The organism is Methylobacterium sp. WL7, from assembly GCF_008040085.1.
Taxonomy (GTDB): Bacteria; Pseudomonadota; Alphaproteobacteria; order Rhizobiales; family Beijerinckiaceae; genus Methylobacterium; species Methylobacterium mesophilicum.
Genome location: NZ_VRVG01000022.1, coordinates 33,037 through 55,451, shown reverse-complemented (window position 1 = coordinate 55,451; position 22,415 = coordinate 33,037). Strand labels below are relative to the sequence as shown.

The 22,415-nt window shown below is 69.4% G+C and carries 19 protein-coding genes; 8 read left to right on the top strand and 11 right to left on the bottom strand.

All coding sequences use genetic code 11. The annotated features are described in order from the left end of the window. The first annotated feature begins 137 nt into the window (after positions 1 to 137). Positions 138 to 1,820 carry a CHASE3 domain-containing protein gene (locus FV233_RS08755; RefSeq protein ID WP_147897250.1) on the top strand — a complete coding sequence of 561 codons (1,683 nt, stop codon included), beginning with the start codon at positions 138 to 140 and terminating at the stop codon, positions 1,818 to 1,820. A 24-nt stretch (positions 1,821 to 1,844) separates the two neighbouring features. Here FV233_RS08755 and leuD read toward each other — a convergent pair whose 3' ends face one another. Further along, entirely contained in the window at positions 1,845 to 2,447 is a 603-nt protein-coding gene (gene leuD, locus FV233_RS08750; RefSeq protein WP_147857829.1) for a 3-isopropylmalate dehydratase small subunit, read from the bottom strand. A gap of 69 nt (positions 2,448 to 2,516) precedes the next feature. Next, positions 2,517 to 3,251: a HisA/HisF-related TIM barrel protein gene (locus FV233_RS08745; RefSeq protein ID WP_147897249.1), complete on the bottom strand. Its 735-nt coding sequence runs from the start codon at positions 3,249 to 3,251 to the stop codon at positions 2,517 to 2,519. A gap of 6 nt (positions 3,252 to 3,257) precedes the next feature. On the opposite strand from FV233_RS08745, the gene FV233_RS08740 reads away from it, so the two are divergent. From FV233_RS08740 to FV233_RS08730, 3 genes are read left to right on the top strand one after another with little or no spacing between them, the layout of a single operon-like run. After that, positions 3,258 to 4,301, top strand: a complete 1,044-nt coding sequence (locus FV233_RS08740) for a hydantoinase/oxoprolinase family protein (RefSeq protein ID WP_147897248.1) — start codon at positions 3,258 to 3,260, stop codon at positions 4,299 to 4,301. After that, on the top strand, positions 4,298 to 4,498 hold the full coding sequence (locus FV233_RS08735; RefSeq protein ID WP_147854309.1) for a hypothetical protein: 201 nt from the start codon (positions 4,298 to 4,300) through the stop codon (positions 4,496 to 4,498). The genes FV233_RS08740 and FV233_RS08735 overlap by 4 nt, the downstream gene beginning before the upstream one ends. Positions 4,499 to 4,520: 22 nt before the next feature. Further along, positions 4,521 to 5,327 carry a hypothetical protein gene (locus tag FV233_RS08730; protein ID WP_147854310.1) on the top strand — a complete coding sequence of 269 codons (807 nt, stop codon included), beginning with the start codon at positions 4,521 to 4,523 and terminating at the stop codon, positions 5,325 to 5,327. Positions 5,328 to 5,343: 16 nt separating this feature from the next. On the opposite strand, the gene FV233_RS08725 is transcribed toward FV233_RS08730, so the two are convergent. Together FV233_RS08725 and hpnH are read right to left on the bottom strand one after the other, a co-directional pair. After that, a complete protein-coding gene (locus FV233_RS08725) occupies positions 5,344 to 6,966 on the bottom strand; it encodes a cyclic nucleotide-binding domain-containing thioredoxin-disulfide reductase (protein WP_147854311.1) in 1,623 nt (540 codons plus the stop codon). Positions 6,967 to 7,277: 311 nt separating this feature from the next. Continuing rightward, on the bottom strand, positions 7,278 to 8,441 hold the full coding sequence (gene hpnH, locus FV233_RS08720) for an adenosyl-hopene transferase HpnH (RefSeq protein WP_147854312.1): 1,164 nt from the start codon (positions 8,439 to 8,441) through the stop codon (positions 7,278 to 7,280). 629 nt (positions 8,442 to 9,070) lie between these two features. Here hpnH and FV233_RS08715 point away from each other — a divergent pair. After that, positions 9,071 to 11,737 (top strand): MMPL family transporter, encoded by a 2,667-nt coding sequence (locus FV233_RS08715; protein WP_147854318.1) that lies wholly within the window; start codon positions 9,071 to 9,073, stop codon positions 11,735 to 11,737. A gap of 15 nt (positions 11,738 to 11,752) precedes the next feature. On the opposite strand, the gene FV233_RS08710 is transcribed toward FV233_RS08715, so the two are convergent. The 6 genes from FV233_RS08710 to FV233_RS08685 all read right to left on the bottom strand — a co-directional run bounded on the left by FV233_RS08710 (position 11,753) and on the right by FV233_RS08685 (position 18,208). After that, positions 11,753 to 12,628, bottom strand: a complete 876-nt coding sequence (locus tag FV233_RS08710) for a helix-turn-helix domain-containing GNAT family N-acetyltransferase (RefSeq protein WP_147854313.1) — start codon at positions 12,626 to 12,628, stop codon at positions 11,753 to 11,755. A gap of 62 nt (positions 12,629 to 12,690) precedes the next feature. After that, positions 12,691 to 13,533: a hopanoid biosynthesis-associated protein HpnK gene (hpnK, locus tag FV233_RS08705; protein WP_147854314.1), complete on the bottom strand. Its 843-nt coding sequence runs from the start codon at positions 13,531 to 13,533 to the stop codon at positions 12,691 to 12,693. 120 nt (positions 13,534 to 13,653) lie between these two features. After that, positions 13,654 to 15,087 (bottom strand): hopanoid biosynthesis associated radical SAM protein HpnJ, encoded by a 1,434-nt coding sequence (gene hpnJ, locus FV233_RS08700; protein ID WP_147854315.1) that lies wholly within the window; start codon positions 15,085 to 15,087, stop codon positions 13,654 to 13,656. A gap of 56 nt (positions 15,088 to 15,143) precedes the next feature. Next, positions 15,144 to 16,352 (bottom strand): bacteriohopanetetrol glucosamine biosynthesis glycosyltransferase HpnI, encoded by a 1,209-nt coding sequence (gene hpnI / locus FV233_RS08695; protein WP_147897247.1) that lies wholly within the window; start codon positions 16,350 to 16,352, stop codon positions 15,144 to 15,146. A gap of 102 nt (positions 16,353 to 16,454) precedes the next feature. Beyond that, complete coding sequence (locus tag FV233_RS08690; RefSeq protein WP_147854317.1) at positions 16,455 to 17,081, bottom strand: ABC transporter substrate-binding protein; 627 nt, start codon at positions 17,079 to 17,081, stop codon at positions 16,455 to 16,457. Continuing rightward, the gene (locus FV233_RS08685) at positions 17,072 to 18,208 is read right to left on the bottom strand and encodes a flippase-like domain-containing protein (protein WP_147897246.1); all 1,137 of its coding nucleotides are present in this window, start codon (positions 18,206 to 18,208) and stop codon (positions 17,072 to 17,074) included. Before FV233_RS08685 ends, FV233_RS08690 begins: the two co-directional genes overlap by 10 nt. Before the next feature lie 210 nt (positions 18,209 to 18,418). Here FV233_RS08685 and FV233_RS08680 point away from each other — a divergent pair, with 210 nt between their 5' ends. Further along, on the top strand, positions 18,419 to 19,594 hold the full coding sequence (locus FV233_RS08680) for an amidinotransferase (RefSeq protein WP_147855762.1): 1,176 nt from the start codon (positions 18,419 to 18,421) through the stop codon (positions 19,592 to 19,594). A gap of 262 nt (positions 19,595 to 19,856) precedes the next feature. Here the strand turns inward: FV233_RS08680 and FV233_RS08675 are convergent, their stop codons facing one another. Then, positions 19,857 to 20,870, bottom strand: a complete 1,014-nt coding sequence (locus FV233_RS08675) for an alpha/beta hydrolase (protein WP_147855763.1) — start codon at positions 20,868 to 20,870, stop codon at positions 19,857 to 19,859. Positions 20,871 to 21,059: 189 nt separating this feature from the next. Here FV233_RS08675 and FV233_RS08670 point away from each other — a divergent pair, with 189 nt between their 5' ends. Beyond that, a complete protein-coding gene (locus FV233_RS08670) occupies positions 21,060 to 21,545 on the top strand; it encodes a hypothetical protein (protein ID WP_147855764.1) in 486 nt (161 codons plus the stop codon). A 10-nt stretch (positions 21,546 to 21,555) separates the two neighbouring features. After that, positions 21,556 to 22,410 (top strand): 3-deoxy-8-phosphooctulonate synthase, encoded by an 855-nt coding sequence (gene kdsA / locus FV233_RS08665; protein ID WP_147855765.1) that lies wholly within the window; start codon positions 21,556 to 21,558, stop codon positions 22,408 to 22,410. The last annotated feature ends 5 nt before the right edge of the window (positions 22,411 to 22,415 follow it).

The following is a 22,415-nucleotide window of genomic DNA, read 5'->3' as shown; positions in this document are numbered from 1 at the left end:
TTCAATAAAGTAAAATATCGCCCATTGTGCAATCAGCGATCCGCTCGGATTGCGTCGATTCTTGACGGCAACTTATTAATCCACGACTGTCTATATGAAAGAGAATCAATTTCGGACACCGGGAGGAAATCTGGACCATGCGCCTTGCAGATCTATCGATTGCGAAGAAAGTCGTTGGCGCATTCGCGATATTGATCGTCATCGCTCTTGGAGGTGGGATTATCAACCACCGAAAACTATCCTTCATCCAATCCTCGATCGGATGGTCGGAGCATACTTACGACGTCCTGAACGTGAACGCGTCCCTGATCACCACGATGGTCGATCGGGAGACCGGCCTGCGGGGCTATCTGGTGACCGCCGACCCGGCGTTCCTCGCGCCGTATCGCAGCGGCACGCAGGCCTTCGACGCGAATCTACAGCGGCTTCGGACGCTGACATCGGACAATCCGGCGCAGCAGGCCCGCATCGCCGAGGTCGAGACCCTGGCGAAGCGCTGGCAGGCCGACATCGCCGAGCCGGAGATCGGTCTGATGGGTCAGCCGAGTACCCAGGCGGAGGCCCGCGCACGCGTAGGGGCCGGCGCCGGCCGGGCGCTCATGGACGCCATTCGCGCCAAGGGTGGGGAGATCGAGGCGACCGAGCGCACCCTGCTGACGGCCCGGCAGGCCGACGAGGCCGACGCCTTCTCGACATCCTACGCGGCGACGCTGCTGTCCCTCGTCGCCCTCCTGGCGACCGCCATCGCGGGCGCCCTCCTGCTGACCCGGCTCATCGCTATCCCGACTCGCGCGATGACGCTGGTGATGGGAGAGTTGGCCCGGGACAATCTCGACGTCACCGTCCCCAGCGGCGACCGGCGCGACGAAATCGGCCGCATGGCGGCGGCGGTCGAGGTGTTCAAGGGCGCGCTGATCGCCAAGCGGGCCGGCGAGGCCGCGACCGCCCGGGAAGCCGACGCCAAGGCTCGCCGCGCCGCCCATCTCGACGCCGTGGTGACACGGTTCGAGACCGAGGTGTCCGGCCTCACCCAGGCCATGGCCGGGGCCGCCACCGAACTCGAGGCGACGGCGCAGTCGATGACCGGCATCGCCGAGGAGACCGACGCGCAGGCGCAGACGGTGGCGGGCGCCGCCGAGCAGGCCTCCTCGAACGTGCAGACGGTGGCCGCCGCCACCGAGGAGCTGTCGATCTCGATTCGGGAGATCAACAGCCAGGTCACCCGAGCGGCCCAGGCCGCGAGCGCGGCCTCCGACGAGGCGATCCAGACCGACGGGGCCGTGCAGGTGCTCGCCGAGAGCGCGGAGAAGATCGGCAGCGTCATCGCGCTGATCTCGCAGATCGCCGGGCAGACCAACCTGCTGGCGCTCAACGCCACCATCGAGGCGGCCCGGGCCGGCGATGCCGGCCGTGGCTTCGCGGTGGTCGCTAGCGAGGTCAAGGAGTTGGCCGGCCAGACCACCCGGGCCACCGAGGAGATCGGCGCGCAGATCGGCGCGATCCAGACGGCGACCGGCCACGCCGTCTCGGCGATCCGGTCGATCGCCCGCTTCGTCGGCGAGATCTACACCAGCTCCACCGCGATCGCGGCCGCGATCGAGGAGCAGGGGGCGGCCACCCAAGAAATCGCCCGCAACGTGCAGCAGGCCGCCTCCGGCACCGAGCAGGTCACCGGCAACATCGTCGACGTCAAGCGCGCCGCCGGCGAGACCGGCTCCGCGGCGACCCAGGTGCTGGGCGCCGCACGCGGCCTCTCCCAGAACTCGAACGCCCTCAACCGCGCGGTCGCGACGTTCCTGGCGGATGTGAAGGCGGCCTAAAAAGAGGTTTAAGCGAAAGCCCGCTCAGGCCCATTCCCGAGCAGCGAGCTTCTGCTCGTAGGCGTCGATCGCGCCGGCGCGCTGCAGGGTCAGGCCGATCTCGTCGAGGCCGTTGAGCAGGCTGTGCTTGAGGCCGCCGTCGATGTCGAAATGCAGGGTGCCGCCGTCCGGCCCCTTGATGGTCTGGGCGTCGAGATCGACCGACAGGGTCGCGTTCGAGCCGCGCTCGGCGTCCTCGAACAGCTTCTCCAGGTCGTCCGGAGAGACCGTGATCGCCAGGATGCCGTTCTTCGCGCAGTTGTTGAAGAAGATGTCGGCAAAGCTCGTGGAGATCACGCAGCGGATGCCGAAATCACTGAGCGCCCAGGGCGCGTGCTCCCGGGACGAGCCGCAGCCGAAATTGTCGCCGCACACCAGGATCTTGGCGTTCCGGTAGGCAGGCTTGTTGAGTACGAAATCCGGGTTCTCCGAGCCGTCGTCCTTGTAGCGCATCTCGGCGAACAGGCCCTTGCCCAGGCCGGTGCGCTTGATGGTCTTCAGGTATTGCTTCGGGATGATCCGGTCGGTGTCGACGTTGATGATCCGCATGGGCGCCGCGACGCCCTCCAGCGTGGTGAATTTTTCCATCGTCTGCAGGCTCTTGGTGAAGGCACGGTCTGGCGCCGGTTTAGCAGCCTCGGCGGCGGGCCGGAAGCGTCAGGCCAGATCCCCGGCCTCGGCGCCCCGCAGGGCGCCGTCGTGGAGCGCCGAGGCCACCAGCGCCCCGGCGATCCCGGCTTCACGCAGCGCCCGCAGGTCGTCCGGCCCGCGCACCCCGCCGGCGGCGTAGACCCGGCGGCCCGGGGCCCGCACGGCCCGGAGCGCGTCGAGGTCCGGCCCGGCCCCGGCGCCGACCCGGGCCAGGGTCATGGCGATCACGTCCGGCGGCCAGAGCGCGGGATCGTCGTGGAGCGCGGCCGGGCCGAGGCGCTCGGATCCGCGCGTGTCGAGGGACAGCACGGCGCGTTCGCCGAGATCAGTGACGAGCCCGGCATCCCGCTGGCTCTCGCTGCCGATCACGGGCCGCCCGAGGCCTGCGGCGAGGAACGCCGCGACACCCGCCGATTCGGAGAAGCCCGCATCGACCCACAGGCCGAGTCCCGGGCAGGCCCGGGCGATCGCCTCCAGAGCCCGGAGGTCCGGCCCGGTCCCGTCGATGATCGCATCGAGATCGGCGACGTAGAGACTGCGCGCGGGCCACGCATCGAGAAGCCCACGCGCGATCGCATCGGGCGCGGAGCCCTTTGCCAAGGGCGTCTCGATCGGGGCATAGGAGGAGCGCTCGCCGCGGCGCGCCCGCACCACGCGGCCGCCGCGCAGGTCGAGCACCGGGATCACCGCGAAGCCGGGGCGCCCGAGTCCGTCATCCGTCGAGGCGCGCGTCGCGGTCATATGCCCATGCCAGTCTCAAAGCAGATCGGGTGGGACCTCGGTGGGGTCCACGTCAAGGCCGCGCTGGTCGAGCACGGCCGGGTCGTGGCGGCGGCCCAGGTCCCGTGCCCGCTCTGGCAGGGCGTCGCGGCCCTGGACGGGTCCCTGGCGGCCTTGCCCGACTGGGCGCGCGACGAGGCCCGGCACGCCGTCACCATGACGGGCGAGCTGACCGACTGCTTCGCGGGCCGCCGGGAAGGCGTGGCGGCGCTCTCGGGCTGGGCCGAGCGGCACCTCGCCGGCCCGGTGCGAATCTATGCCGGCCGCTCAGGCCTCGTCGCCCCGGAGGCGGCGGAAGAGGTTTTCGCGGACGTCGCCTCGGCCAATTGGCACGCCACGGCGGCGCTCGCCGGGCAGCATGCGCCGGACGCGCTCCTGATCGATGTCGGCTCGACCACAGCCGACCTGATCCCGATCGCCGCCGGCCGCCCGGCCGCCACCGGCTACAGCGACGCCGAGCGCCTGGAGACCGGGGAACTCGTCTATACCGGGATCGTCCGCACTCCGGTGATCGCGCTCACCGACCACGCTCCCTTCGGCGGTCGCCGCACCCGGCTGATGACCGAGACGTTCGCCCACATGGCCGACGTGTACCGGATCCTGGGGCTGCTGCCCGAGGGGGTCGACCAGCAGGCCAGCGGCGACCGCAAGGGCAAGTCCGTCGCCGAGAGCGAGACCCGGCTCGCCCGGATCGTCGGCCGGGATCGCGAAGAGGGCACCCCCGAGGCCTGGGCGCTGCTGGCAGGTCACTTCGCCGAGGTGCAACTGCGGCTGCTGCACGACGCCGCCGCCGCCCTGCTGAGCCGGGCCGACCTCGCCCCGGGAGCGCCCCTCATCGCGTGCGGCGCCGGCGCCTTCCTCGGCCCGCGCCTCGCCGCGCGGCTCGGGCGGCCGGCCATCCCGCTGGTGAGCCTGCTGCGCGGCCGGATCGCCGGAGAGCCCGACTGGATCTCGACCTGCGGGCCGGCGGTCGCCGTCGGCCTCATCGCCTCGGAGGACGCATTCGCATGAGCGCCATCAAGATCCTGGCCCGGGTTCTGACCAGCCGGGTCGGGCCGCATATCGAGCTGGCCGTGGAGACCGAGACCGGTGAGGTCCTGAAGGTGCTCGCCACCGAGGACCAGATCGACCGTCTGGTGGACGAGTTGGAGGACATGCTGAACTCGCCCGCTGAGCCGGAGGATGGCGAGCCGCCGGAGGCGGCCTAAGGGTCGGCGGGCCGAGACCGGCATGAGCCTGATCGCCGCCAAGATAGCCATCACCCCGGCCCTGATGTGGGCCGTGTCGGCGGCGGCCCGCCAGTGGGGCAGCCTGGTCGGCGGCCTGCTGTCGGGCATGCCGCTCACCTCGGCGCCGATCTCGATCTATCTCGCGCTCGAGCAGGGGGAGACCTTCGCGGCCGATGCCGCCGTCGGCTCGGCGGAAGGGCTGGGGGCGGTCACGCTCTGCTATCTCGCCTACGTGGTCTGCGCCCCGAGGATGGGCCCGGTCGCGGCCCTCTGCGCCGCCCTGTCGGCCTTCGTCCTCGGCGGCCTCGTGCTGCACGGGCTGATCCGGCCCGGGCTATGGCTCGCGGCGGCGATCGACCTGCCGGCCATGGCCCTGGTCGTGGCACTCTGCCCGCCGCCGGCCGGACCCGCGTCTGCCGAGGAGCGCCCGATCCCGCCGCGGTGGGATATGCCGGCGCGCCTCGCGGCCGCGACCGCGCTGGTCCTGCTGGTCTCCAACCTCGCGCCGTATCTCGGCTCCGGCCTAAGCGGCCTGCTGGCGCCGATCCCGATCATCTCCTGGCCGCTGATCGCCTTCGCCCGGTTCCAGGACGGCGTCCGCGCCGCCCTCGACGTGGTGCGCGGCAGCGCCCAGGGCGCGTTCGGCGTGCTGGCCTTCTATGGGTGCGTGCACCTGTTACTCGGGCAGACCGGGCTGGTCACGGCCTACGCGGTCTCGATCGCGGTCTCGGCGGCCTGCGTGCTGCCGTGGCTGTTCGTGGAGCGCCGCGGACGCGCCAAGCGTTCCGCCGCGGCCCGGCCGGCATGATCGTGACGGGTCGGCCTCACCCGCGTTCCTGGACGTAGTCCCAGACCTTCGAGATGACGACCGATCCCTCGCCGACCGACGATGCGACGCGCTTCACGGACGCGGCGCGCACGTCGCCGACCGCGAAGATGCCCGGTTGCGACGTGGCATAGGGTGAGCCGGCGCCGACGGCTTCCCCGGTCAGGACGAAGCCGTTGCGATCGAGTTCGACGAGGCCGGACAACCAGCCGGTATTGGGGGCCGCCCCCACCATGACGAACACCGCGCAGGTCGGGATCGTCCGGACCGTCCCGTCGGCGATGGTGCGGATCGACACCGCGTCGAGGGCGTCCTCCCCATGCAGCGCATTGAGCTCGGCGCCGTACTCGATGGTGATCGCCGGATCCGCCTCCAGCCGGCTCGACAGGTAGCGCGACATCGAGGTCGCCAGCGACGGGCCGCGGACCAGAAGCCGGACGTGCCGGGCGGATCGGCTGAGGAACATCGCCGCCTGCCCGGCGGAATTGCCGCCGCCGACGATGACGGTCTCGGTGTTCTTGCAATAGCGGGCCTCGATTTCGGTGGCCGCATAATAGACGCCCGCCCCCTCAAACGCCTCCAGGCGATCGATCGGCAGGCGCCGATACTGGACGCCGGTCGCCACGACCACGGCCTGGCCCCGCACCCGCTGGCCGTTGTCGAAGGTCGCGCAGTACGCGCCGTCTTCGAGGCGCTCCAGCTTCGCCACCCGCCGGGGCATCGCGAACCGCGTGCCGAACTTCATCGCCTGGACCTCGCCGCGCCAGACCAGGTCGGCCCCGGAGATCCCGGTCGGAAACCCCATGTAGTTCTCGATCCGGCTCGACGTGCCGGCCTGCCCGCCGATCGCGACGTCTTCGACCACCAGGGCGCGCAGCCCCTCGGCGCCCGCATAGACGCCCGCCGCCACGCCGGCCGGACCGCCGCCGACGATCAGCACGTCGAAAGCCTCGTCGTCGATCAGGTTGTAGTTGAGGCCGAACAGCTGCGCGACCTTGTCGGGCGTCGGGTCCGCGACGACGTTGTTCCGGCCGAAGATCACGGCCGGCCGGTCGGCGGGAACCGAACAGGTCGTGGCGACCGCCGAGGCCTCCGGACTGCCGAGCGCGTAGGACCGGTAAGGCAGGCGGTTGCGACTGGCGAACTCCGCGATCCGCCGGACGGCCCGGTCGTCGTCCTCGCCGATCAGGACGAGCGTGCCGTCACGCGAATCGAGCTGCCGCCGCCGCCGTGCCGCCAGGACCGTGATGACGATGTCAGACATCTCGGGGATTTCGGCCATCAAACGGAGCATCGCCGCCCGCGGCACCTCGATCACATCCGTGTCCATGACCGTCCGCATCGGCATCGACCAACTGCCGCCGTTGAGGAAGGAGATCTCGCCCATGAACTGCGTCGGCCCCAGGGTCGAGGGCAGGTGGCGCTCGTCCGTGAACGGATTCACCACCTCGATCTCGCCGTCCTCGACATAGATGAAGCGGTCCGCCGGCTCGCCGGCACGAACCAGGACAGTCCCGGCCGGGTAGTGCTGCGGGACTCCCACGGCTCTGATCGCGGCGACATGCGAGGCCGCGAGGGGGACGCGCTGCATCACGCGCAGATCCGGGCCGATCGTTTCCATGGCCTGCCCCCTTCGCACCTCTGCCGCCGCGACGCCCGGTCGGCCACGGTGGACGAGGACCCGTTCCAGGGATGGGCTCGTCTGCGCGACCTCTGCGGGCGATTATCTACCCGAGGTGCAACGAAGGATTGTCCAAGGTCAAGCTTGGCCGGCCTGATCCATCCGATCCGAGGGTCTTCGCCTAGGCGCGCGACGGGCTCGGCCCGCCTCGTCATGCCCAGTCACGGCGTACCGGTGACCGCAGCCTCGAAAACGGGAAAACCCGCGGCCGTGGGGCCGCGGGTCTTCTACGACACTCGGATACCGGTGGATCAGGCGGCCGTGCGCTTGCGGGCTTCCTGCTTGGTATCGACGCCGGCCGCTTTGATCTCGGACAGCTTCTGGGCGACGTTGCGCGAGAACACGAACTCGGCCGGGCGCTGGTTCTCCAGGCTGACCTCGGGGGCCATCGCACCGTCGGTCTTGATGCCGCGGATCGCGTGAACGAGCGGCTTCCAGGGCTTGCGGACCGAATCGACCACCGAGGAGGCCTCGTAGCCCGAGTGGACCATGCAGTCGGCGCACTTCTCGTAGTTGCCGGTGCCGTAGGAATCCCAGTCGGTCTCTTCCATCAACTCCTTGAAGGTCGCCGCGTAGCCCTCACCGAGCAGGTAGCAGGGCTTCTGCCAGCCGAACACGGTGCGGGTCGGGTTGCCCCAAGGCGTGCAATGGTAGGTCTGGTTGCCGGCCAGGAAGTCGAGGAACAGGCCCGACTGCTGGAAGGTCCACTTCTCGCGGCCCTTCTCCTTGCCGTGACGGAAAACGCCGCGGAACAGCTCCTTGGTCGCCTTCCGGTTCAGGAAGTGCTTCTGGTCGGGGGCGCGCTCATAGGCGTAGCCGGGGGAGACGGTGATGCCGTCGATGCCCATCCGGGTCACGCTGTCGAAGAAGTCGGCGATCTTCTCGGGCGAGGAATTGTTGAAGAAGGTGCAGTTGATGGTGACCCGGAAGCCCATCTCCTTGGCCTTGGCGATGGCCGCGACCGCCTTGTCGTAGACGCCGCGCTGGCACACCGACTGGTCGTGCATCGACTGGTCGCCGTCCAGGTGGATCGACCAGGTGAAGTACGGGCTGGGCTTGTAGTCCTTGATCTTCTTCTCGAGCAGAAGCGCGTTCGTGCAGACGATCGCGAACTTCTTCTGATCGATGATGCCCTGGACGATCTGCGGCAGATCCTTGTGCAGCAGCGGCTCGCCGCCGGCGATCACAACCACGGGTGCACCGCACTCGCGGACCGACTCGAGCGCATCGGCGACCGGGAGACGCTTGTTGAGGATCTCGTCCGGGTAATCGATCTTGCCGCAGCCGGCGCATGCGAGATTGCAGCGGAACAGAGGTTCCATCATCATCACAAGCGGGTAGCGCTTGCGGCCCGTGAGGTGCTGCTTGAGGATGTAGCCGCCGATCTTCGCGACGTACCGGAGGGGGATACCCAAGATTGCGGCTCCTTGACTGCGTCGGCCCCGGGGCGATCGGGGTGCTTACCGCGAAAAAAACACGAATTCCAGCGCTCTAGCTTGGAACTAATCTGAAATGATCCCGTTTCGGCGGGGCCATGACGACTTATTCTGTTCCTGACGCAACCGCGCCACATGGGCGGCGCGCGGCAGGGGTGGCGGTTCGGATCGCCTGACGGTTGAGGACAGCACGTGCATTGCGTCCGCAATGCGACCGAAATCCCAAGATTTTGGTCCCGATCCCACGATTGCAGTGCGGTATCGCACATCCGCCTAGGCGATGACCGAGCCCCGGCCTTCGCGTTGCAATCTGGGATCGCCCTCTTTACTGAGCCCTGTGGCCGCGATGCAAGGGGTGGCCCGTATCGAGCGCCTGCGCACGGGCCCGCATCGGACCGGTTCGACTTGCGCGCGCTCGCCGCGCGACCAGATTGGGCGGTGCGGCGTTCCCCGGAGCCGAAGGCCGCTCGCTCGGACCTGTGGGCCGGCCTTCCCGCGGTCCGGCGAGCCCGTTGGGTCTTCGAAGAAGGTCGGGCCGATCCGGCCGGGACGTTTGGGATGAGCCGGTCGCGCATGGGGCGCGTCCGGGGCGAACAGGCAGGGTGCTCGTGATCGAAGGTCTCGTCGCGTTCTCGGTGCGGTATCGGTGGATCGTGATCGCCCTGATGGCGTTCGTCACGGTCGCGAGCGCCGGGGTCGCGGCGCATCTGTTCCGCATCAACACTGATGTCGAGCGGCTGATCGATCCCAAGGAGCCCTGGCGCCAGGACGAGATCAACTTCGAGAAGGCGTTCCCTCAGCGCGGCAACACCCTGGTGGCGGTGATCAACGGCGAGACGCCCGAGGAGACCGAGGAGGCGGCCGCCAACCTGGCCAAGGCGCTGACCGCCCACAAGAACCTGATCGAGACCGTCTACCGGCCCGATGGCGGCCCGTTCTTCGACAAGAACGGCCTGCTGCTGATGCCCCAGGCCCAGCTCGACAAGACGCTGGAGGAGCTGACCCAGCAGCAGGGCCTGCTCGGCCCGCTCGCGGCCGACCCGTCCCTGCGCGGCGTGATGCGGGTGCTGTCCCTAGGCGCGCGGGGCGTGAAGACCGGCGACGCCAAGCTCGAAGACCTCGACAAGCCCATGGGGCAGATCGATTCCACCCTGAAGCAGGTGCTGGACGGCAAGCCCGCCCGGATGTCCTGGCAGGAGCTGCTAGCCAACGGCGAGAGCAGCGTCACGGACAAGATGAAGTTCGTGATGATCCAGCCGGTGCTGGACTTCAACGCCCTGGAGCCCGGCTACCAGGCGACCAAGCTGATCCGCAACGTCGCGCAGGACCTCAAGATCAACGCCCAGCATGGCCTGCGTATGCGGCTCACCGGTACGGTGGCGGTGGCGGACGAGGAGTTCGCGACGCTCTCGGAGGACGCGGCCCTCAACAACAGCATCATCGTCGGCGCGATCGTGCTGTTCCTGTGGCTGGCCCTCCGCTCCGGCAAGCTCGTCGGCGCCGTGCTGATCACGACCTTCGCGGGCCTCATCGTCACCGCCGCCCTGGGCCTGGTCATGGTCCAGGAACTGAACCCGATCTCGGTGGCGTTCGCGGCCCTGTTCGTCGGGCTCGGCATCGATTTCGGCATCCAGTTTTCGGTGCGCTACCGGGCCGACCGCTACGAGCAGCCGACGCTCCAGAGCGCGATCCGGGCCGCCGCCCGCGGGGTCGGCTGGTCGCTGACGCTGGCCGCCGTATCGCTGGTGGCGGGCTTCTTCGCGTTCCTGCCCACCGCCTTCCGGGGCGTCTCGGAGCTGGGCCTGATCGCCGGCGTCGGCATGGTCGTGGCCTTCCTGTTCTCCCTGACCCTGCTGCCGGCGCTGATCGCGGTGTTCAAGCCCAAGGGCGAGAAGGCCGCGGTGCAGACCGAATGGCTGGTCGGCGTCGATCCGTGGATCATCCGCAAGCGCAAGCCGATCCTGATCGCGGTGGGCCTCGTGACCCTGGCCGGGGCGCCGCTGCTCTGGCACCTGCCGTTCGATTCGAACCCGATGCACTTGCGCAGCACAAAGACCGAGTCGATCGCCACCTATCTCGACCTGATCAAGAACCCCGAGACCAGCCCGAACCTCATCGACGTGCTCGCCCCCAGCGTGGAGGCGGTTCCGGCCCTGACGAAGACGCTGGCGGCGCTGCCGGTGACCGCCTCGATCAACAGCATCGACACCTTCGTTCCGCGGGACCAGGACAAGAAGCTCGCATCCATCGCCGACACGGCGCAGCTGCTGGATCCGGTGCTCAATCCTGGTCGAAAGCCGCCGCCGCCGACCGATGCCGAGAACGTCAAGGCGCTCAAGGATGCCGCCACCGCGCTGAACGGCGTGGCGGGCGACGGAAAGGGCGGGGCCGCGGGTGTGCAGACCGCCAAGCAGCTCGCCGGCACCCTCGACAAGCTCGCGGCCGGGCCGGTGCAGATGCGCGAGGCGGCCTCGGTCGCCCTCACGAAGGACCTCGTCCCGCTGCTCCAGCGCCTGCGCGACCTGCTCCATCCGGAGAAGATCACGCTCGACAACCTGCCGCCCCAGCTCAAGGCCGACTGGGTCGCCGCGGACGGGCGCGCCCGCATCGAGGTGCATCCCAAGGGCGATTCGAACGACGACGAGGTGCTGCGCACCTTCTCGGACGAGGTGCTGAAGGTCGCCCCCCACGCCACCGGCGCGCCCGTGGCGACGACGCGGTCGACCTACACGATCCTGGGCGCCTTCGTTCAGGCGGCCATCACGGCGTTCGTGCTGATCTTCGTCATCCTGTCGGTGGCCCTGCGCAAGCCATGGGACGTGGCGATGACCCTGGGCCCGCTGGTGATCGCGACCCTGTGGACCCTGATGGCCCTGCGCATCATCGGCATGCCGCTGAACTTCGCCAACATCATCGCCCTGCCGCTGATGCTTGCGGTCGGCGTCGCGTTCCACATCTACTACGTGATCGCGTGGCGGGCGGGGGTGACCGACATGCTGGCCTCAAGCCTGACGCGGGCGATCTTCTTCTCGGCGCTGACCACCGGCAGCGCCTTCGGGTCCCTGGTGCTGTCGAGCCATCCGGGCACGGCCAGCATGGGCAAGCTGCTGGCGTTGTCGCTGTTCTTCACGCTGATCGCGGCGTTCTTCGTGGTGCCGGCGACCCTGGGCGAGCCGCCCACGCAGGGCGACGACGACCGCCCGGAGGGCGAGAAGGCCGCCGCGGCCGCGCTGCGCAAGAGCATCGCCGCGAAGGATCCGGTGCCGGCGAAGTAAGCCGGCCCGGGTCCCTCAAAGAACCTTCTCGAAGAAGCGGTCGGGGTAGGGGTCGTCGTTGAAGCGTTCGATCTCGACCCAGCCCGTCTTGCGGTAGAGCGCCAGGGCCTCCGGCAGGGCGCTGTTGGTGTCGAGGCGCAGCACCGCGACCGACAGCGCGCGGGCCCTGTCCTCGACAGCCTGCATCATCCGTCCGGCCAAGCCGAGGCCCCGGGCGACGGGGTCGATCCAAAGTCGCTTGACCTCGGCGACAGGGCCGCCGCTCCCCTTCAGGGCGACGCAGCCGACCGGCAGGCCGTCGGCCATCGCGAGCAGGAACGCGCCGCGCGGCCGAACCATCGCGGCCGCCTCCGGGTCGCGCGACAGGGTGACGTCGAACCCGGTCCGCAATCGGGACGCGAGTTCGGCGTAGTACGCCTCCAGGCACGTACGGGCGGCCTCGCCCCGGGGATCGACCTCCGCGATCGCGATCCGGTCGCGTGCGAGCATCAAGGCGACGAGATCCATCGCGCGCAGAAGCTCTTCCGCCCGGGGCGCACCCGCCAGCAACGCCGAGGCACGGGCGTCGGACAGGCCCTCGTAGGCCGCGAATTCCCGCCGCCCGGCCTCGGTCAGGCGTGCGACCCGTCGGCGGGCGTCATCCGGATGGGGCTCGGTGGCGACAAGACCCTCCTCTTCCAGGCTCCGCAGCAGGCGGCTCATCAGACCTGAATCGAGGTCGAGATAGGCGCGGATCTCGGCGACATCGGTCCGGCCTGCGCCGATCGCGTTGACCACGCGGGCCGCCCCGAGGGGCCGGCCCCGCCCGAGGAACGAGCTGTCGAGGGCGCCGACCTCCGCGGTGACGGCACGGGCAAAGCGGCGGAAGCGGGCGATGGAGTCGGACATCATGATACCTGACTTTAGTCAGGCATCATGATGGGTCAATCAGGGCGATTGGTCAGGTCCAGCAGCTATGCGGCGAAATCCGAAAACCCGCCCCTGAGTGCCCCTGACGCATCGGCGGCCGCCCGGGAGGCGGGGGCGATCAGCGCGTCGCGCTCGGCGGCGTAGAAGTAGCCCGGCGCCTCGCCGGCAAAGCCGCCTTCCGTGGCCGGATGCGTGTAGAGTTCGGTGAGGCCGTCCGGGAGGTGGGCCAGGAGTGCGGCGACCCGGGCCGGAATCATCGCACCGGACCATGCCAGGCCGAGGGTCCGGTCGGGGATCAGCAGGCCGGCTTGGCGCGCGCGCACCGCGAGCAGGGCCGCCCAAGGGGCGATGTCGAGGGCCGGCCGGGGCCGGGCGCTGGCCTCGGCCCAGCGGAGCAACGCGCGGGGCTCCCGGGGAACACGGATCGCCCGCATGCCGTAGCCGCGGCCGATGCGCAGCACCGCGCCTGCAATCAGCGGGTGGACGTGGAAGTGCTTGTGGGCGTTGACGTGGTCGAGGGGCAGGCCGGTCGCCCGATAGGCTTCGAACTGCGCCTCGATCTCGGCAGCGAGCTGGCGCCGGGCGGCGGGCTTCCGGGCAAGGTCGAGGCCGACGCGGGCCATGTCGGCGCGCATCAGGCCGGTCGAATCGGTGAGGTCGGGGAGTTGCGCCGCCGGCAGGGTCGGCCAAGCTTCCACCAGGACAAGGTGGAGGCCGACCCGCAAGGACGGCATCCGCTTGGCCCGGGCCACGGCATCGGCGGCGGCCGGCGCCGAGACCATCAGGCTCGCCGCGGTGAGGATCCCCCCGCGGTGAGCCTGCTCGACGGCCTCGTTGACTTCGAGGCTCAGCCCGAAATCGTCGGCCGTAACGACAAGACGCTTCACGACGACCTCGTAAGGGGTGTCGAGAGGGCGAGCCCTCTCGCGGGTCCAGGGCGGAGCCCTGGGGAGGGTGCGGGGCGCTGCCCCGCCCCCGCCGGGGCCGCAGGCCCCGGACCCCGGTTCTTAAGCCGCCTTGGCGGTGCCCTGACGCTCCTTGAGGAAGCGGTAGAACTCCACGCCTTCGCGCAGGCGGCGCTTCATCATGTCGGGGGAGCGCACCATCTCGCTGACGATGGAGGCGATCTTCGGGGCGCGGAAGTAGAACTTCCGGTAGAACTCTTCCACCGCCGCGAAGATTTCGGAATGCGACAGGTGCGGGTAGTGCAGCGGAGCGATCTGCACGCCGTTCTCGTCGACCAGTTCGGCGTTCTCGATATCGAGCCAGCCGTTCTCCACCGCCTGCTTGTACAGGAACGTGCCCGGATACGGCGCGGCCAGCGACGCCTGGATCGTGTGCGGGTTGATCCGCTTGGCGAAGGCGATCGTCTCCTGGATCGTCTCCTTGGTCTCGCCCGGCAGGCCGACGATGAAGGTGCCGTGGATGGCGATGCCGAGGTCGTGGCAATCCTTGGTGAACCGCTCGGCCACCTCGACGCGCATGCCCTTCTTGATGTTGTTCAGGATCTGCTGGTTGCCGGACTCGTAGCCGACCAACAGCAGGCGCAGGCCGTTCTCCTTGAGCACCTTCAGGGTCTCGCGCGGCACGTTCGCCTTGGCGTTGCACGACCAGGTCACGCCGAGCTTGCCCAGCTCGCGGGCGATCTCTTCCGCACGCGGGAGGTTATCGGTGAAGGTGTCGTCGTCGAAGAAGAACTCCTTGGTCTGCGGGAACTCCTTCAGGCAGTACTTGATCTCCTCGATCACGTGGGCGACCGAGCGGGTGCGGTAGGTGTGCCCGCCGACCGTCTGCGGCCACAGGCAGAAGGTGCAGCGGCTCTTGCAGCCCCGGCCGGAATAGAACGAGATGTAGGGGTGCTTCAGGTAGCCGATGAAGTACTTCTCCATCTGCAGGTCGCGCTTGTAGACGCTGGTGACGAACGGCAGTTGGTCCATGTCCGTCATGATCTCGCGGTCCTCGTTATGGACCACGACGCCGCTCTCGTCGCGATAGGACAGGCCCTTGATCTCGGACATCGGCGTGCCGTCGGCGACTTCCTTGACGGTGAAGTCGAACTCGTTGCGGGCGCAGAAATCGATGCAGGGCGCCTGGGCCATGGCGCCGGCGGCGTCCACCGCCACCTTGGCGCCGATCAGGCCGGCCTTGAGCTTCGGGTTGGCAGCCTTGAGCGCCTCGACGGTCTTCACGTCCGACTTGAACGACGGCACCGAGGTGTGAAGCACCACGAGGTCGAAATCGTTGGCCTGGGCCACGATCTCGGCGAGCTTGATGTTGTGCGGGGGCGCGTCGATCAGCTTCGAGTTCGGCACCAGGGCGGCCGGCTGGGCCAGCCAGGTCGGGTACCAGAACGACTTGATCTCGCGCTTGGCTTGATAACGGGAGCCGGCACCGCCGTCGAAACCGTCGAAGGTGGGGGCCTGGAGGAAGAGCGTGCGCATGGGGTTCAAGGCCTCAGGGCGTTGCCGGGGGAGGGGTGAGGAAGCGGGAGCCGGGTTCAACGTGTAGGAGCGCCGGCGTCACGGCCGAGGTCGGCGTCCGGGATCAGGGTACCGTCCGCAACCACGTGATAATCATGACCTTTCCATGTCACCGCCCCCGACACGAAGGCCCAGGAGAAGTTCAGGAACGAGAGGATGTCGCGGATCGGCAACAGTCCGTAGGGGTGCGGGGCGAGGCCGAAGGCCCGCTCGAGCTGCCGGCACAGGACGATCCGGCCGGCGAGCGCCAGGCCCGCCACCACCAGCGCGCCGGTTCCGGCGCTGGGCAGCAGCGCGCCCACCAGGGCCAGCGGGAAGGCATGGGTGACGATCGAGCCGGCATAGCCGGCCGGGTCGACGTTGCGGATGGTGCGATTCCAGCGCAGTTCGTGCCGCCACAGGCCCGAGAGGTCCGTGTCGACGCTGGTATGGCCGATGGTGAAGCTCGGGATCACCACCCGGCCGCCGAGGCCGCGCAGGGCCGCGCCGATGGCGTAGTCGTCGGCCAGGTCGTTGCGGAATCGGCGGAAGCCACCGACCGCGTCGAGGTTCGCCCGGGTGAACGCGATGGTGGAGCCGAAGCACGGCTTGGCGAGCCCGAGACTGAGGCCCATCACCACGTTGGGCAGGAACTGCACGTCGATCGCCAGCGCCGAGAGCTGGTCGTAGAGGCCCCGGAAGGCGGGGACGCCGTGGTACAGGCAGGTGACGCCCGAGACGCCGTCCTGCGACAGCTCGGCGACGAGACGCTCCAGGTAATCCGGCCGGACCACCATGTCGCTGTCGGCCAGCACGATCACGTCGTGGGCGATCCGCTCGGCCATGTTGATCAGGTTCGAGACCTTACGGTTCGAGCCGTGCTGGCGGCCGTCTATCACAAGGTCGATGCGGGCGGCCGGGTAGGCCTGCTTCAGCTGCTCGACCACGCCGATGGCCGGGTCGGCCGCCTTCTGGACGCCGAACACCACCTGGACCGGGCCGGCGTAATCCTGGCGCAGCACGGTCTCGAGATTCTCGTACAGGTTGGGCTCGAGGCCGCAGAGCGGCTTCAGCACCGTCACGGACGGGCGGGGCGCATCCGGCCCCAGTCCCGGCACGGGACGCGCGGCGAACCGGCCGGCGTAGTAGGCGGCCGCCAGCGCATAGAGGCAGCCCGCAGCCGCCAGCAGTAGGCAGAACAGCGAGAGCCACGACAATGCGTTGAGCGCCAGCGAGGTGAGATCCATCCGGTCGGGTCCGTGCGGTCGTCCGGCCGCCTCAGGCGGCGTTCGCCGCGTGCGACCCGTTCGGGACGGCACGCATAGCGGCTGTATGTACGACGTCGGCAGTCACGGTGTCGGTTTTGCGGCGAGCATGCCGTCGGCGCGCTGCCGGAGGAACTTCACCGCCCCGTCGGCACCGCCGGACTTCAGCGGGGCGGACAGTGCGTTGCGCTGGGCGGCGATCTCGCTGACGTCGCCGTTGAGCAGCACGTCCTGGATCCGGTTGTCGGCGTTGACCACAAAGTCGACCGCGGAATCGTCGCCGTCGGCCGCGGTGACCCGGGTGGGCACCACGCGCTGGCTGCCGCGTTCCTCGACCTTCGGGGTCACGTCGAACTTGCCGCCGGCCGCCCGGGCCAGGCGGTTGGCGTAGGTCACGGTCAGGCTCCGCTTGAACGCGTCGGTGACCGCCGCCTGCTGCTCCGGGGTGAAGCCCGACCATTTCGAGCCGACCGCGATGCGGGTCATGGCCGGGAAGTCGAACGCCTTCTCCAAGGCCGGCCCCACGGCCGCGACCCGGGCGGGCAGGGGACTCGGGCCGTCCTTCAGGGCGTCGGTGAACGCGGCGTAGAGGTCGCGCACGGTCTGCACCGCGGGATCGTCCGCGGCCCGGGCCGAGACCGGGGCCAGCAGGGGCGCGAAGAGGGGGGCAGCCAGCAGGGCAGCGGCCGCGAGCCGACGGGTCAGGCGCACTTCTTCAACTCCTCGCCGTCGCCGATCCGCGAACCCATGCGGGGCGGGGCGTAGCTGTAGAACGGGCCGAGCGTGGCCGGTTGCGGCACCAGCTTGGCGGTGCGGCCGACGCCGACGCCCGGCTCGGCGGCGGACTCGGCGGCGGATTCGGCAGCGACCTCGGCGGCGGTCTCGGCCGCGAGCTTGGCCTCGATCCGGTGCCACAGCAGCAGGCCCGGCACGCCGACGCCGAGATCGGCGAAGCGCTTGACCAGCGACAGGGCCAGGGCCGCCTCGGCCGGAATGTTGAACAGGCCGCAGAGCGCGATCAGGCCGCCCTCCTGGGCGCCGAGCGCGCCCGGCACCGCGAAGGCCGCACCGCGGACCGCCTGGGCCAGGCTCTCGATCACCAGCGCCTGGGCGAAGTCGACCGGGTAGCCCATGAAATGCAGGCAGATGTAGACTTCGAGGGTCCCGATGACCCAGCCCACGAGGTGGATCGCCAGCGCCGCGACGAAGCGGCCATGGTTGCCGTACATCCGGCGCAGGCTGTCGTAGAGCTGGTCGATGGCACCGAACGCGCGCCATTCACGGCCGGAGGCGAAGCGGGTCATCAGGCCCTGGATGATCCGGTGCCCGGCACGCCGCTGGATGAGGTAGAAGGCGCCCAGCGCCGGCACAGCGACGGCCAGGCCACCCGCCACTGTCCGGGCGATCGGCCCGTCGCCCGCGATCAGGACCAGCAGGCCGAGGCCGATCACCGTGAACAGGAGCTGGGTCAGCGCCTGCGTCATCAGGTCCACGAACATGCTGGCACCGGCCATGGCGCCGGGGACGCCGCGCTTGGACATCAGCCGCGCGCCGACGAAGTCGCCGCCCACCGTCGCCACCGGCAGCAGCGTGTTAATTCCCTCACGCACGAACCGCAGCGCCACGCAGTCGCCGAGCCGGGCCACGCTCGCGGGGAACACGACGTGCCAGCCGAGCCCCGCCCAGGCGACGGCCGCCAGGCGGGCCACCACCACCAGGGCGGCACCCCAGCCGGCACTCATGACGGCGGCCGACACGTCCTCCAGGCCGGAGGACATGAACAGGCCGACGACCGTGCAGAGACCGGCGATCGAGGCCAAGGTCGTCAGGCGCTTCATAATGGTCTTTCAAGCTCGCAAATGGCTTGATGCGGGAAATCGGTCACGGTCGCGGCAGAAATAGGTCCGGGCGGCCAAGAACGTTTCTGCCACGTTGCAGCACGGATTACCGGTGTCTATCACCCGTTTGACACACCGGGGGCCAAAGCGGTGGCCGGGCCGAGGAGCCCGCGCAAAAGACCGCGGCACGTCGCAGAAGGGGCACACGTCATGGAGCGCGAATCACCGATCACGGCCGTAGAGGCCGTGAGCGACGACACGCATGCCGGCGGCCTCCGGGGCGGAATGGAGCCCGGCGTCCCGGCGCCTCACTCCCCGGTCATGGCCTGGAACGAGTGGGACCCGCTGGAGGAGGTGATCGTCGGATCCCTCGACGGCGCCACCATCCCGACCCATCACCTCACGGTGATCTTCAACCTGCCGCGGGCGGCCCAGCCGTTCTACCGCTTCGCCAGCGGCTGGAAATACCCCAAGTTCATGAAGAAGCTGGCGCAGCAGGAGCTCGACAACTTCATCAAGATCCTCGCCGGAGAGGGCGTCAAGATCCGCCGCCCGGACGCTGTGGACTTCTCCCGCAAATTCAAGGCGCCGCGCTGGACCTCCCGGGGCTTCTGCGTCGCCTGCCCGCGCGACCCGTACCTGGTCATCGGCGACGAGATCATCGAGAGCCCGATGTGCTGGCGCTCGCGCTACTTCGAGGGCGACGCCTACCGGTCGCTGTTCAAGGAGTATTTCCGCGCCGGCGCCCGTTGGACCTCGGCCCCGCGCCCGCAGCTGACCGACGACCTCTACAACTACGATTACCGGGTGCCGAACCTGAAGGCCGGCGAGCCCATGCAATTCACGGTCAACGAGTTCGAGCCGGTCTTCGACGCCGCCGACTTCGTCCGCTGCGGCCGCGACCTGTTCGTGACCCGCTCGAACGTCACCAACCTGATGGGCATCGAGTGGCTGCGCCGCCATCTCGGCCCGGGCTTCCGCATCCACGAGATCGAGAGCCGCTGCCCGCAGCCGATGCACATCGACTCGTCGTTCATGCCGCTCGCACCCGGCAAGGTGCTGGTGAACCCGGACTACATCGACGTCGAGAAGCTGCCGGCCGTGCTCAAGAAGTGGGACGTGCTGATCGCCCCGCGCCCCGACCCGGTCGAGGGCTTCATGAGCAAGATCTCGATGTGCTCGCCCTGGACCTCGATCAACGTCCTGGCGATCACCGAGAAGAAGATCGTCGTGGACCAGAGCCAGCCGACCCTGATCAAGGCGCTCAAGGATTGGGGCTTCGACCCGATCCCGGCGCCGTTCCTCAGCTATGGCCCGTTCGGCGGCTCGTTCCACTGCGCCACCCTCGACGTCCGCCGCCGCGGCGTGCTGAAGTCGTACTTTTAGGCTTCTAGGACCTGCGTGACGGCGCCCAAGTCCGCCCGCAGAGTTATACCACCTCGTCATTCCGGGGCGCCGCAGGCGAGCCCGGAATCCAGATCCGCCGATGGCACAAGATCTTGATCCGTCGGCGTTTATGGATCCCGGGCTCCGCTTCGCAGCCCCGGGATGACAAGGTGGGTGCTCAAGCGCCGGTGCAACACTGAAAGTCTCGCAAGAACAACACGACCCGAATTGTTCGCGCGGCTTTACGGTGTCGCCCGCGCAGTCACGGCGCCGAGATCCCCGCGATCAATGCCGTGTTGAACCCCTCGGGATCCGACATCTGCGGCGCGTGGCCCAGCACCGGAAATTCCACGAGCTTGGCCCCCGGGATCGCCTTGGCGGCCGCCTTGCCCAGCTCCGGGTAGTTCCCGAGCGAAGCCCGCAGCTCCGGCGGGGCGAGGTCCTTGCCGATCGCCGTGTTGTCCTTCTGGCCGATCATCAACAAGGTCGGCACCGCGATCTGCGGCAGGCGGTAGACCACCGGCTGGGTCAGGATCATGTCGTAGAGGAGCGCCGAGTCCCAGGCGACCGCCTCCTTGCCCGGGCCGGCGTTCAGCCCAGCCAGCATCGTCACCCAGGGCTCGTAGCGCGGCTCCCACTGGCCGGCGTAGTAGGTCGCGGTCTCGTACGCGCGGATCGACGCCGCCGAGACCTTCAGTTCGCGCTGGTACCATTGCTCCACCGAGACCGGGGGGACGCCCTTGGCGCTCCAATCCTCCAGCCCGATCGGGTTGACCAGCACCAGCTGCGCCACGTCCTTCGGGTAGAGCAGGGCGTAATGCGCGGCCAGCATGCCGCCGGTGGAATGGCCGACCAGGATCGGTCGCGCGACCCCGAGCTTGTCGAGGAGGGCGTGGGTGTTCTCGGCGAGCTGTCGGAAGGTGAACTGGTAGGCGGCCGGCTTGCTCGACTTGCAGAACCCGATCTGGTCCGGGGCGATCACCCGGTAGCCGGCCTCGGTCAGAGCCCGGATCTGGCTCTCCCAAGTCGCCGCGCAGAAGTTCTTGCCGTGGAGCAGCACCGCGGTGCGCCCGTTCGGCGTCGCGGGCCGCACGTCGAGATAGGCCATCTGCACGGGCTGGCGCTGCGACGTGAGGGTGAAGCGCTCGACCGGGAAGGGGTACTCGAACCCTTCGAGTTCGGGCCCGTAGGCCGGCTCGGCCGCAGCAGCGCTCGGAAGCGGGAGGGCCGGGATAGCCACGACCAGGAGGGTGAGGGCGAGGACGGATCTGAGCATGGGCTGCCGGAAGCTTGAGCGGCGAGGGGCGTTGCGCCGTCCGCTCAGATCGGGCGGGCAGGACGCCCTGTCTACAGGATACCCTGTCCGACTGGCGGGGACGCGCATCTTCGCCGCCGCGCCGACCCGCGCTATCTGTCTCGCGTCCCGCCGGTCCGTGGCCCGGAGCCCCACAAGGAATTTCCGACGATGCGCTTCCCCGCCGTGGCCGTCCTCATCGGCGCCCTGGTCCTCGCCGCGGTGCCGGCCCGGGCCGCGGATGCCTGCGACGCGCTCGCCGCCAAGGTGATCCGGATCACGGGCGCCTCGCTCGCCGGCCGGGAGGGACCCTACGCGGTGTTCCGGGCCCAGGATGCCGAGCGGATGAGCCTCGATTGCCGGGCGCCGGCCCGGATCACGATCGCCTCCCGCGAGCGGGAGCCCGCAATCGCGTACTTCGTCCTGGTCGGGCTGGCCGCCCGGGCGCTCACCGGCGCGGAGCCGCAGGCGGTCGAGGTGCTGGCGCTCAACCTGCACCAGGACAGCCTGCTGGCCGACGCGCCGCGACGGGGGGGCACCGGCCAGGCGCTGATGCTGTGCGAGACCGGCCCCCGGACGGATGGGCTCCGGGACGACCTCACGGTCTGCCGGGTCGCACCCCGGGCCGGGGTTTCGCGAATCCGCCGCGCGGGGTAGAGCGCAGCCCATGTCGACACACGCAACACCCGGTCCCGTCGTCCAGGTCGGCGCGGCGCGCTTCGGAAACCACCTGCCGCTGACCCTGATCGCCGGCCCCTGCCAGCTCGAAGGGCGCAATCACGCCCTGGAAATCGCCGCAGCGCTCAAGGAGATGGCCGCGGACCTAGGGATCGGCCTCGTGTTCAAGACCTCGTTCGACAAGGCCAACCGGACCTCCGGGAGCGCCGCGCGGGGCATCGGCCTCGAAGGCGCCCTGCCGGTCTTCGCCGAGATCCGCGAATCCTTGAGCCTGCCGGTTCTGACCGACGTGCACGCCGCCGAGCATTGCGCGCCGGCCGCCGAGGCGGTGGACGTGCTCCAGATCCCGGCCTTCCTGTGTCGCCAGACCGACCTCCTCTTGGCGGCCGCCGCCACCGGCCGGGCGGTCAACATCAAGAAGGGGCAGTTCCTGGCCCCCTGGGACATGAAGCACGTCGCCGCCAAGGTGACGGAGGCCGGCAACCCCAACGTCATCGTCACCGAGCGCGGCGCCTCGTTCGGCTACAACACCCTCGTCTCGGATATGCGCAGCCTGCCGATCATGGCGCAGGTGACCCACGGCGCGCCAGTGGTGTTCGACGCCACCCATTCGGTGCAGCAGCCGGGCGGGCAGGGCGCCAGCTCCGGTGGCCAGCGCGAATTCGTCGCCGTGCTGGCCCGGGCCGCCGTGGCGGTCGGCGTCGCGGGGGTGTTCATCGAGACCCACCCGGATCCGGACCGGGCCCCCTCGGACGGCCCCAACATGGTCGCCCTGCGCGACCTGCCGGCTTTGCTCGAAGAGCTGATCGCCTTCGATCGGCTGGCCAAGCGCCGCTACGCCTGATCCCG